The 12,354-nt window shown below is 38.1% G+C and carries 8 protein-coding genes; all 8 read left to right on the plus strand.

From position 1 onward, the window contains the following. Positions 1–103 precede the first annotated feature (103 nt). The 8 genes from RTX21_RS04335 (at position 104) to RTX21_RS04370 (ending at position 12,273) form a co-directional block, all read left to right on the plus strand. Entirely contained in the window at positions 104–562 is a 459-nt protein-coding gene (locus RTX21_RS04335; protein ID WP_312765555.1) for a hypothetical protein, read from the plus strand. Next, entirely contained in the window at positions 528–1,526 is a 999-nt protein-coding gene (locus RTX21_RS04340) for a hypothetical protein (protein WP_312765556.1), read from the plus strand. The genes RTX21_RS04335 and RTX21_RS04340 overlap by 35 nt, the downstream gene beginning before the upstream one ends. Then, positions 1,456–1,947, plus strand: a complete 492-nt coding sequence (locus RTX21_RS04345) for a hypothetical protein (protein WP_312765557.1) — start codon at positions 1,456–1,458, stop codon at positions 1,945–1,947. The genes RTX21_RS04340 and RTX21_RS04345 overlap by 71 nt, the downstream gene beginning before the upstream one ends. A gap of 123 nt (positions 1,948–2,070) precedes the next feature. Then, positions 2,071–3,159: an L-rhamnose/proton symporter RhaT gene (gene rhaT, locus RTX21_RS04350; protein WP_312765558.1), complete on the plus strand. Its 1,089-nt coding sequence runs from the start codon at positions 2,071–2,073 to the stop codon at positions 3,157–3,159. 349 nt (positions 3,160–3,508) lie between these two features. Beyond that, positions 3,509–6,553, plus strand: a complete 3,045-nt coding sequence (locus RTX21_RS04355) for a TonB-dependent receptor (RefSeq protein WP_312765559.1) — start codon at positions 3,509–3,511, stop codon at positions 6,551–6,553. 20 nt (positions 6,554–6,573) lie between these two features. Then, complete coding sequence (locus RTX21_RS04360) at positions 6,574–8,643, plus strand: RagB/SusD family nutrient uptake outer membrane protein (RefSeq protein ID WP_312765560.1); 2,070 nt, start codon at positions 6,574–6,576, stop codon at positions 8,641–8,643. Between the two features lie 162 nt (positions 8,644–8,805). Continuing rightward, positions 8,806–10,908, plus strand: coding sequence for a bifunctional aldolase/short-chain dehydrogenase (locus RTX21_RS04365; protein ID WP_312765561.1), 2,103 nt, complete (start codon positions 8,806–8,808; stop codon positions 10,906–10,908). 84 nt (positions 10,909–10,992) lie between these two features. Beyond that, a complete protein-coding gene (locus tag RTX21_RS04370) occupies positions 10,993–12,273 on the plus strand; it encodes a sugar isomerase (RefSeq protein ID WP_312765563.1) in 1,281 nt (426 codons plus the stop codon). Positions 12,274–12,354 lie beyond the last annotated feature (81 nt).

The following is a 12,354-nucleotide window of genomic DNA, read 5'->3' on the forward strand; positions in this document are numbered from 1 at the left end:
AAAAATCAGTTTAGCTTTAGATAAAACCAATAATAAGTTTTGATTAAAGCCATTTTTGAATTATACATCCTATTAAATCCATTCATTTTAAAAGCAACAGTCTATGAATATTAAAATTAGTTATAAGCATCTATGGAAGATTCCAAACAAGCTTCTCAAATCTTTTAGAATTGAATGTAAATTCAGCCTATTGCTTTTTCTTCAGGCTTTTTTAAGGGAACAATTTTCATTTTTCAGAGTAAGCGCCTTTGCTGTTTTTTTTCTTTCAATATCATATATTAATGGACAGATTAACAATGACTTCACGATTATTGTTCCGGCATCCGACTTTGTAGATGAAATTCCGAAAGGCAATTATCTCACCAACGCCAAAGAACAAAAACAGGAATGGCTCTTCAACAATACTGGGATTTTACTGAATTCCGAGACCAATCTGATGACCAGACTTAGTGTTCCGGAAGCAGGTGATTATCATCTTTTTGTCCGAAGCAGCGGTAATGAAAAAAGCGCTTTTAAAGTCATAGTTAATGACCAGATTACCCATAGGAATTTTTGGTCGTGATGAGATTGGTTGGCAGAATGGAGGTGTTTTTAAGCTGAGAAAAGGCATTAATGATATTAAAATCACCAGAATCCGTGGTGGAGCAATGTTCGATGTTTTAGCATTCAGTAAAAATCCGAATCTTAAAATTGAAGATATTCAGCAAAAACAGCTGAATGAAGATGTTGTTCTCATTAAAGAATATAAAATCCCGGAAAGCAATGCTGTGAAATTTGGTGACGTGAATGGCGACGGAAAAACAGATTTTCTGGTTTTGGAAAGAGATTTTTCAGCAACGGTTTATGATAATTCCGGGAAAGAACTTTGGCATTGGAAAGCGCCTGAAGAATATTCGAAAGAACGTTCTGAGTTTGAAGCGCCCGGAGTTCTTTGGGATTTTGATGATGATGGAAATGCCGAAATTGCACATTGGCGGATGATTGACGGTAAAGAATTTCTAGTCATTGCCGACGGAATCACTGGAAAAATAAAATACAAAACCGAATGGCCGACTCAGCCGCTTCCTCACGTTTATAATAATTTTCGTCTTGCTGTTGGAAAATTCACTAAAAACCGTCCGAATGAACTGGCCGTTTTTACCGATATGGGAAATACAATTAACATTACGGCTTATGATAGTCGGTTAAAAAAACTCTGGCAACACACCGAAAAACGCAAAAAAGACAATCTCGGACATTACATTTATCCCGTTGATTTGGACAAAGACGGTATTGATGAAGTTCTTGTCGGCTCACTTTTACTGGATGCAAAAGGAAAAGAAATCTGGAATAAGTTTGATTTGCTGCCGGATAATCACGACCACGCCGACAGTTATAAGTTTGCTGACATCAACGGAGACGGCAAAACAGACCTTCATCGCCAACAGCGAAACCGGGATTTTTATCTGCGACGGAATGACGGGAAATATCATCTGGCAGAATGTTGCAGAACATACGCAGCAGATTCAGGTTGGGAATTTTCTTAAAAATATACCCGGACTACAGGTCGTTGCCGGCGCACGAACTTATGGTAACCGGAAACTTGGCGAACCTTATCTTTCCAGTCAGCTATATTGGTTTAATCAAACGGGAGATTTTCTTTTTAAATGGCCGGGGAATCCTATCAACAGCAATCCCGATTTTGTAAAAGGTCTTTGGAACGGCAAAACTGAACAGCTTTTCTGGTATAAATTTCTGATTAATGACAACGGGAAAGGACAACTTTATTTTCCCGACCCGGTTTTCCATATGTTCGATTTTACGGGTAACGGTGCGGAAGAAGTCATTACGCTGGGTTCAGGATATTTACGAATTTGGGAAAGTAAAACGGCTGAAAAATCGGGAAAAGATAGAAAGAATGATGAATTGTATCTTAAAAATACCGTGGTAAATCATACGCATTACTAAAATCATCAACATTTTCGGATTATTTTTATACATTTCGCAACTGAATTTTTCGTTTGCAGGACAGAACAAGATGCGCAATCGATTTCGTCTTGTTAATTTTCAGATTCAACAATTAGAATAATTATGAATGCACTATTAGGCGTTATTTTCCATTTTTTAGGTGGCTTTTCATCGGGAAGTTTTTATTTGCCGTATAAAAAAGTAAAAGGTTGGCAATGGGAAACCTTTTGGTTGATCGGTGGAACTTTTTCGTGGATTATCGTTCCGCCGTTGGCTGCATTTCTTACGATGCCTAATTTTTGGGAAATCATTCAGAGTGAATCTTCATCCATTTTGGGACTTACATTTCTCTTCGGTGCGCTTTGGGGAATTGGCGGTTTTATGTATGGTTTAGGCGTTCGTTATCTGGGCGTTGCGCTGGGAAGCAGCATTATGTTGGGATTGACAATGGTTATCGGTTCGCTCGTGCCATCAATTTACTATGAATTTTCTCCTCAAGCAGGAAAAGATAATATTGGCTTGATGTTTTCCAGCACTTGGGGACAGTTTGTTCTACTCGGACTTTTGGTCTGCGTGGTCGGAATCATCATCAGTGGAAAAGCCGGAGTGATGAAAGACAGAGAACTTCAGACCGAATCTGTCGATCCACACGGTGTTCAGACAAAAACAGAATATAAATTCGGTTTGGGATTAACGGTTGCGATTATTTCAGGAGTTTTGAGCGCCTGTTTCAATTTCGGACTGGAAGCCGGAAAACCAATGGCAAATGTTGCCAACGAAGCCTGGAAACTGGCAAATCCCAATCAAGGCGAATTTTTGTTTCAGAATAATGTGACCTATGTTGTTGTCCTTTGGGGCGGGATGGCTTCCAATCTTATCGGCTGTCTTTATCTTGCATTTAAAAATAAATCTTATACTGATTATACCAGGAAAAATGTACCTGTTGTAAAAAATATCATTTTCTGTGCATTGGCCGGAACGATGTGGTTTTTACAGTTTTTCTTCTACGGAATGGGCGAAAGTAAAATGGGTAACGGCCCAAGTTCGTGGATTCTACATATGGCATTTATTATCCTCATCGCCAATCTTTGGGGTGTAATCATCAAAGAGTGGAAAGGTGTTTCACGCAAAACCATTTCAACAATTATTATTGGGATGATTGTAATGTTTATCTCAATTTTGATTGTGGGATATGGGAACTCTTTGAGATAATGCTCATACAATTTTTATTTGATTCTTAATTTTTTTCTTATACAAATTCATTTCAATTTAAATGAAAACTGAGCGCTGATTTTTATCAGTGTTCTTTTTTATAATTAATGTTGATTTCAGAAAATAATCCGAAAATTATTTCTAAAATTGAAAATAGAAACAATTTCACATTAACAAATTTATTTTGAATATTTATTTATAATTATTAGTATTTTGTTTATGTGTTTGAAATAATCATAAAAATTTATGATAAATTATTAAATTAATAATGCAGGACAATGCAGGATGCCAAACTTTTCCTAACAATGTACTTTGGCAGTATTAATTTAATATTACTAAAAATTAACATATGTCTTTAATCATTAAACACAAAGCGATAAAGGGAATCGTATTTCCGGCATTTTTGCTTTCGTCTGCTTTTCTTGCTGGTCAGGAGACGGTCAGCGATACAGCACAGGTCAGTACCAAAGTTATTGATGAAGTGGTTGTCATCGGTTACGGAACGGTTAAGAAGTCTGACCTTACAGGTTCGGTTTCCTCGGTTTCTGCAAAAGAGTTGGCTGCGACGCCGGCGATGAATGCATTGCAAGCTTTACAGGGTAGAGCAGCAGGTCTTAACATTGTGACGGCAAGTGGTGCACCTGGTGCTAATGCCAATGTGACCGTGCGTGGAGGAGCATCTATTACTCAGGGAACAGAACCTCTATACATTGTGGATGGTTTCCAATTGGATAATGCACTTAATGTCATCAACCCGAATGATATTGAAAGTATTGACGTACTAAAAGGTGCTTCTGCAATCGCTATCTATGGTGCGCGTGGTTCCAACGGTATCATCGTTATCAAAACAAAAGGTGGAAAGAAGGGCAAAACAATTATCAACTATAATAATTTTACTTCATTCGATACATTATCCAAAAAACTGGATATGCTTACCAATGCAGAAGATTATGTAAAGTATCAGTATGAGATGGCGAACCTGGCTGGTAGAACGGCTCAGTGGAGTAGTTATTTCGATAATAATCTACCGCCAGAAACTGCGGGTTTTTACACAGGTGTGTTTAACAGAATCAGCGATAGATATACTAATGCAAAGACGTTGGACTGGCAAGAGAAAATGTTGGGAGGTTCTGGTGTAACCACCAATCATAACTTTAATTTTTCTGTCGGAAACGATAAAACGCAAGCCTACGTGAGTTATAACTATAACAAGCAGGATGGTTTACTTGATAACTTCAGCGAGACCAGAAACTCATTAAGGGTGAATATCAATTCTGAACTTTACAAAGGCGTAAGAGTCGATTTTAACACCAATTTTAATTCTAATTCTCTTAATGGTGGCGGAGCTTACTCAGGAATGAAGAAGATCTTGCTTCAGCCTATTGTAGGAGGAACCCGTTTCAGTCAGGACGAACTTTTCAATACGCAGACTTATGGGGACTTTACAGCATTAGACCCAAGTTACGATACAGAAAATCCATTCGTAGAACTACAAGCCTCTACATCCAATGCCCGAGCAAGAAATTTTGTAGCGAATGCTGGTTTGGAAATCGATTTTTTGAAGAATTTCACATTCAGAACAGCCGGTCAATATAACTGGAGAAATACCAAATCAACATCGTTCTCCAATGAGAATTCTAGGGCTAATCTTACGGATCCTGTAACTACCGGTATTAATGGAAAAATTGGAAACAGTGAATCTTACGGTTATCAGATTACCAATACCGTGACTTATACCAATACCTTCGGCGATAAGCATAAGTTGAACGCTTTGATTGGTCAGGAACTTGTGTATTCGCAATCAGAAAGCAATAATTTAACTTTGATTAAATTTCCTTTCCCTAACTTCGGATTAGATGATATTTCCACAGCAACTGTATCTGATAAATCAACTGACAGAAGCAGTACTGGTCTAATGTCTTACTTCGGAAGAGTAAATTATAACTATGATGATAGATATTTATTAACTGCCACTATCAGGAGAGACGGATCGTCCAAGTTTGGGCCCAATAATAAATGGGGAACATTTCCATCAGTAGCTGGAGCCTGGAGAACCTCACAGGAAAGCTTCTGGCAGGATTCTAAAATTAATAATGTTATTAATGATCTTAAATTCAGAGTAGAGTATGGTGTGACAGGGAATAATGACATCGGAAATAACTTGTTCCTAACGACTTATTCGATTACGGATTATCCTATGAACAATACAACAGGAACGCCTGTTTATGTAACAAGTTCCAATCTTGGTAATCCAAACTTGAAATGGGAAGAGATGAAATCAACCAACATTGGCGTTGATTTGGGATTATTCAATAACAGAATCAAACTGACATCGGAATGGTATAACAACATTGTTGATGGAATGCTTATGTCAGCGGTTCTTCCTACTTCAACGGGGTATTCCAGACAATATCAGAATATTGGAAGTATGAGAAACAGAGGTATCGAATTTACTTTAAATACCACCAATCTAAAATCAGAAAACATCCGTTGGACTACAGATTTTAATATTGGGCACAATCGTTCCAAAGTACTTTCATTAGAAAAAGGAAGAGATTCCAGAACCTTCAGTGTTGGAAGTAACAGAGCAGGAGTGGTTACGTATTATGCTACTGTGGGAGAACAATTGGGTGAGATGTATGGTTATGTTTATCAAGGTGTTTACACAACAGATGATTTTATCCAGAATGCTAACGGAACGTATGGTGGTCTGAAACCTGGGGTTGTAAAGCCAGCTACAGGAACGCCAAAACCTGGTGATATTAAATTCGCTGCTGATAACGAAGCTGGTGATCAATTTACCAGAAAAATGGTAAAGATTGGAGATGCAACTCCTGATTTTATAGGAGGTATCAGTAATAACTTTTCTTACAAAGGTTTTGACTTAGCTGTCTTTATGAAATTCAGTGTAGGCGGAGATGTCTATAATGCAACTAAACACAGTTTAAGTCCATATGCTTTGTTTCAAAACGTTCCATCGGAATTTGGGACTAATTTCTATCACTTAATTGATCCTAATACAGGGCAGCAAACAACTAACATCGTAAGACTTCAGGAACTTAATCCTAATGAAGGTTCCCGCCTTTGGAGCTTGAGTAATACCAATACGCAAACGATTACCTATCCGTCATCTTATTATGTAGAAGATGGTTCTTATCTAAGAATTGCACAGTTAACATTAGGTTATTCCTTACCTAAAAATTTCCTTAGAGACGTCATGGTAACTAATGCAAGAATATATGTAACGGTTAACAATTTGGCTACAATCACAGGATATTCTGGTTTTGATCCGGAAGTGTCCGCGGCCAGTGGTGTGACTGTAACGCCTGGTTATGACAGTTCTGCATTTCCAAGATCAAGAAGTTATGTACTTGGTATCAACTTAACATTTTAATTTTTTTAAATTGATTCAAAATGAAAAATATATTTAATCAACATAGATTTATAAAAAAGGCAGTGGTGATGTCTTCAGTTGTTATGGCTGTTATGGTCACCAATTCCTGTAGCGATGATTTTTTGGATCAGCCTGCTTACAATAATACAGATTCAGACAAGGTTTTTGAAAATCTTCAAACGGCGGAAATGTTTGTTCTGGGTTGTTACAGAGGTCTTGTTCCTACAGAGATGTTCTATCAGTTGGGTGCAGGTGATACAGTGAACCATTCTTTGGAAGCACTCAATAATTCAAAATATAATATCGGAAATTATAATTATGATGCATATACTCCTTTTACGGTAACAGGTATCTATTCTGCAATGTATGCTGTTATAGAACGTACCAATATTGCAATTAACCAATTGGGAAAGATGCCTGCAAGTGAAAAACGAGACGCATTGATTGGAGAGGTTAAGTCTATCCGTGCTTTTTGTTATTATAATTTGATAAGAATCTACGGCGATGTTCCTGCTGTATGGGAACCATTGGAAACTCTTGATCCGAATGATGAAAATACTTTTTATCCAAGAAGAGCTTCACGTGACGAAATTTATGACAGAATTGTCGGTGATTTGCAGGAGGCTGCGGTGGCTGTTCCAACTTTAGCGCAGAGTGGTTTCGGAACTACTGAACGTTTGTCAAAAGAAGGTGTCAATGCACTTTTGGCGAAAATTGCGCTTTATGCTGCAGGATATTCATTACGTTGGGAGTTAAATACCTCTAATCCAGGAGTTGTATCTCGTCGTGCGGATAACGCAAGAATTAGAGAACTCTACCAAATTGCAGATAATGCTTGCGCAGCGATTATTAATGGAGGTACCAAAAGTCTGGTGCAAAGTCAAAGTGGAAAAAGTGGCTTTGAAGCGTTATGGTTCAACTTTGATCGCAGAAATTTTGGAGCAGTCAATTCCGAAATGCTTTGGCATATTGCATCGTTGGGTCAAAATACCAATTCTGCATTTCAGGTTTATGCGCATCCAGGCTATCGTGGAGGCGTGTTTGGGTCGCGTTCTTCTCAACAATTTATATTACCATCTTACTATCTTTCATTTAATCAAAATGATACGCGTAGAGATGTGACTTGTACGTCCTATAGTGTTTATTTTCTTGATGCTGGAGCAGCTGGCGATACATTTGTAGATGTTGGTACAACTTATTCTGCTATTATGCCAGGTAAATTCAGATTGTCTTGGTCTGTAGAACCACAGGCTGCTGCAGATAGAAACCTCAATATTCCAATTCTAAGGTATGCCGATGTTCTTCTAATGTATGCAGAGACTCAGAATTATCTTAACAACGGACCTACAGCAGCTGCGAATGCTGCATTGATGGCGGTGCGTACAAGAGCAGGTGTTGGGACATTGCCAATGCCAGCTGGACAGAATGACTTTTTAAAAGCAATCGTTCAAGAAAGGAAATGGGAATTTGCCGGTGAGTTTATGCTTCGTACAGATCTTATAAGAACCAACAGCTTGACAACGGAAATCGAAGCTACAAGACAAGATATGAAAGATCTAACAAGAAGAATTGGTAAATATGCTAATGTTGCAACCTATAGGCTTTATAAGTTCCATAAGAATTCTCAGGTTTATGGCGATCCATTTTTAGCTTTGCCTTACATCGATATTACCAATCCGACTGAAATTAACACAATTAAAAATGTTCCAACAAATTCTGCCAACTTTGCTGCTTATCAAGCGTCATTGGCAGCAATTGTTACAGCTCACGGTGTCTCTTATCAAGCTGGGGATCAATGGTATCCAACACAGATGTTCGAAGCTTATACCAGTACTTTCAATGGGAATGCAAGAAAAGCTGTAGGTTTCAAAGCAGGATTTAATACTTTGGGAATGGGTAACAATATGTATTCCAAGCCTTTCGGTTATGCTGAGAACGGAAATGCATATCCTGGTTGGGTAGAATCTGCTAATGATGGATTGTTCTTTGGTTTCCAGACCAACAAAACAGAATTATTGCCTTTTGCTGCACAGTCTGCAGGACACCCAATGATAGATAACCCAAATCTTACCCAATTACCAGGCTATTAATCTTTTATAAATTAGAAAAGGTTGGATTTAACATCAATTATCTTAGGTTTGATGTTGAATGTTATTTTAAATTAACTTTAAATCTAGGCTTCATCAGTATAGTACGGGATGCCGTTGAAAATCCAACCTTCTAATTTTGAAGAAAAATTTAGAAATATAATAATGGAAAAAGTAAAAACTTTTAAATACGTAGACTACTTGTGGGATGATGAAAAAGCGGCTTCTTTCGGAGATGATCAGGTTGCTTTATTTTTGTATCGTTCAAATATTTTGGGTGCAGACCTAAGAATCACCAACTATGGAGGAGGAAATACAAGCTGCAAAACCATCGAAAAAGACCCTTTAACGAATGAAGAAGTTGAAGTAATGTGGGTAAAAGGTTCAGGTGGTGACATCGGAACGTTGACGAGAAAAGGAATTGCCGGTTTGTACACAGAAAGATTGAGAAATCTTAAAAATGTATACGAAGGTTTGGCAGACGAAGACAGAATGGTTGGGCTTTTCAATCACTGTATTTACGATTTGGACAGCAAAGCGCCTTCAATTGATACGCCACTTCACGGACTTCTTCCATTCAAACATATCGATCACCTTCATCCTGATGCTCTAATTGCAGTAGCGGCAGCAAAAGACAGTCAGGCGGTAACTAAAGAAATCTGGGGAGATACTCTGGGATGGGTTCCTTGGCAAAAACCGGGTTTTGATTTAGGTTTGCAATTAGAGAAGTGTCTGAATGATAATCCTGGAATCAGAGGAATCGTTTTAGGAAGCCACGGTTTATTTACTTGGGGAGATACTTCTTACGAATGTTACATAAATAGTTTAGAAGTTATTGAAACAGCTTCTGAATATATCGCTAAAAAAATCGAAGAAAAAGGTCAGGTTTTTGGCGGACAAAAAGTAGAATCTCTTCCAGCTGATGAGCGTAAAGAAAAAGCAGCTCAGTTAATGCCTTTATTGAGAGGTTTAGCTTCTTCTGAAAACAGAATGGTGGGTCATTTCACGGACAGTGATGTTGTGTTGGAATACATCAACAGTAATGATTTGGAAAGACTGGCTCCACTTGGAACGTCTTGCCCGGATCACTTCTTAAGAACCAAGATTCAGCCTTTGATTTTGACTTTAGATAAAAATGAAGATTTAACTGATTCTAAAGCGATTTTACAAAAATTAAATCCACTTTTTGAGCAGTACAGAAAGGAATACAAAGACTATTACGAAACCTGCAAACATCCAAACAGCCCTGCAATGCGTGACCCGAATCCGGTCATCATCATTTATCCGGGAGTGGGGATGTTCAGTTTTTCAAAAGATAAACAGACGACTCGTGTTGCAAGTGAGTTTTATATAAACGCCATCAACGTTATGCGTGGTGCAGAAGCTATTTCTGAATATACTTCACTACCAAGACAGGAAGCTTTCGACATCGAATATTGGTTATTGGAAGAAGCAAAACTTCAGAGAATGCCAAAAGAAAAACCGTTGTCAAGAAAGATTGCCATCGTAACCGGAGCCGGAGGCGGAATCGGACAGGCAATTGCAGACAAAATGGTTGCTGAAGGTGCTGTTGTAGTGTATACAGACTTAAATACAGAAGCTGTAGAATCTGCAACTTCAAAATATAACAAAGATCAGGCAGTTGCTGTTCAGTGTGATGTGACAAGTGAAGAAGCGATTGCCAATGCGTTCAAGGAAACTGTTTTGGCTTTCGGTGGAGTAGATATCATCGTTCATTCAGCTGGTTTGGCGATTTCCAAATCTTTGGAAGACACGACAGCGAAAGACTGGGATTTACTGGAAAGTGTTTTGGTAAAAGGCCAGTTCCTGATGTCAAAAAGCGGTGTCGAAATTATGAAAAAGCAAAATTTAGGCGGCGACATCGTAAATATTGCAAGTAAAAATGGCTTAGTTGCAGGTCCGAATAACGTAGCTTACGGAACTGCAAAAGCAGCTCAACAGCATATGACGAGATTATTGGCAGCAGAATTAGCAGCAGATAAAATCCGTGTGAACGTTGTAAATCCTGATGGAGTTATCGTTGGAAGCAAAATCTGGGAAGGTTCTTGGGCAGAAGGTCGCGCAAAAGCAAACGGAATTACCGTTGAAGAATTGCCTGCTTTCTACGCCAAAAGAAATCTTTTAAACGAGATTATTCTTCCGGAAGACATCGCCAACGGAGTGTTTGCGTGTGTTGCAATTTTAGATAAAAGTACAGGAAATATCATCAATGTAGACGGTGGAATGGCCAATGCGTTCCCAAGATAAATTAAATTTTTTAAAAGGTTTTTATTTTAATAAATTGAAGGCTTGCTTCTGGTAAGCTTTCAATTTTAAAATTTTTAAAATATAATGATTATAGAAAAAGATATCATTGAACAAAATAACAAAAGCGAGGTCGAAAACTTCAATTCTGACTTCGCCTATTTATCCGATAAACTGACAAAATCAGGAGCAAATGTTTCTGAGATTGTTAACAAAATTGCTGAGTTCCAGATAGCCATTCCAAGTTGGGCTTTGGGAGCTGGAGGAACTCGTTTCGGAAGATTTTCTTACGGAGGAGAACCTTCATCTTTGGAGCAAAAACTGGATGATGTTGGCTTGATTCATGCGCTTACACATTCTGCAGGAGCGGTTTCACTTCATATTCCTTGGGATATCCCGAGTGATGTGAAGGCAATCAAAGAAAAAGCAGTTTCTCATGGACTTGTTTTTGACGCAATGAATTCTAACACTTTTCAAGACCAGCCAAACACAAAACATTCTTACAAATTCGGTTCTTTGAACGCTGCGAACGAAGATGCAAGGGCTTATGCTGTTGAACATAACAAAGAAGTCATTAGAATAGGAAAAGAATTAGATTCAAAAAGTTTAACAGTTTGGTTAGCGGATGGCGCAAGTTTTCCGGGGCAACTTAATTTCCAAACAGCTTTGTCAAAAACTGAGCAGAGTTTGAAAGAAATATATGCAGGAATGCCGGAAGACTGGAAGTTGTTCATCGAGTACAAGCCTTACGAACCGAATTTCTATTCAACAACAATCCAGGATTGGGGAACGTCTTTTATGCTGGCAAATGCTTGCGGAGAAAGAGCGTATACTTTGGTAGATCTTGGTCATCATTTACCAAATTCAAACATCGAACAAATCGTTGCAACCTTGATGTACAAAGGAAAATTGGGAGGTTTCCATTTCAACGACAGCAAATACGGAGATGATGATTTAACAGTTGGTTCCATCAAACCCTATGCTTTATTCTTGATTTTCAACGAATTGGTGTACGGAATTGAGAACAATCCTCAGAATCCTTATCCGGCTTGGATGATAGATGCGAGTCATAATATCAAAGACCCTTTGGAAGATCTGATCCAGTCTCTGGAAGCGATTCTGATTGCTTACGCACAAGCTCTTTTGGTAGATCAGAAAGCATTGAAAAATGCTCAATTGAATAACGATGTCGTTCATGCACAGGAGATTTTGCAAAACGCTTACAGAACGGATGTTCGTCCGTTATTAAAAGCGGCAAGATTGAAAACCGGAGCAGCACTTGACCCGATTTCGGCTTACAGAAACCTTAAAGTAAGAGAAACATTGATCTCCGAAAGAGGTTTTGAAACCAAAGCAACAGGATTGTAAGATCCTATTTAAAATTGATAATTTCAACTTTTAAGAATTAAAGGTTTTTATTATAAGTAATTTATTCTTTAACCATTAAGG

It is taken from the genome of Epilithonimonas sp., from assembly GCF_032054305.1.
Lineage (GTDB): Bacteria > Bacteroidota > Bacteroidia > Flavobacteriales > Weeksellaceae > Epilithonimonas.

Bases quoted from the DNA above. Each gene is read 5' to 3' on its own strand.
- RTX21_RS04335 (WP_312765555.1), top strand. From the start codon at position 104: ATGAATATTAAAATTAGTTATAAGCATCTATGGAAGATTCCAAACAAG.
- RTX21_RS04340 (WP_312765556.1), top strand. From the start codon at position 528: ATGACCAGATTACCCATAGGAATTTTTGGTCGTGATGAGATTGGTTGG.
- RTX21_RS04345 (WP_312765557.1), top strand. From the start codon at position 1,456: ATGACGGGAAATATCATCTGGCAGAATGTTGCAGAACATACGCAGCAG.
- rhaT (WP_312765558.1), top strand. From the start codon at position 2,071: ATGAATGCACTATTAGGCGTTATTTTCCATTTTTTAGGTGGCTTTTCA.
- RTX21_RS04355 (WP_312765559.1), top strand. From the start codon at position 3,509: ATGTCTTTAATCATTAAACACAAAGCGATAAAGGGAATCGTATTTCCG.
- RTX21_RS04360 (WP_312765560.1), top strand. From the start codon at position 6,574: ATGAAAAATATATTTAATCAACATAGATTTATAAAAAAGGCAGTGGTG.
- RTX21_RS04365 (WP_312765561.1), top strand. From the start codon at position 8,806: ATGGAAAAAGTAAAAACTTTTAAATACGTAGACTACTTGTGGGATGAT.
- RTX21_RS04370 (WP_312765563.1), top strand. From the start codon at position 10,993: ATGATTATAGAAAAAGATATCATTGAACAAAATAACAAAAGCGAGGTC.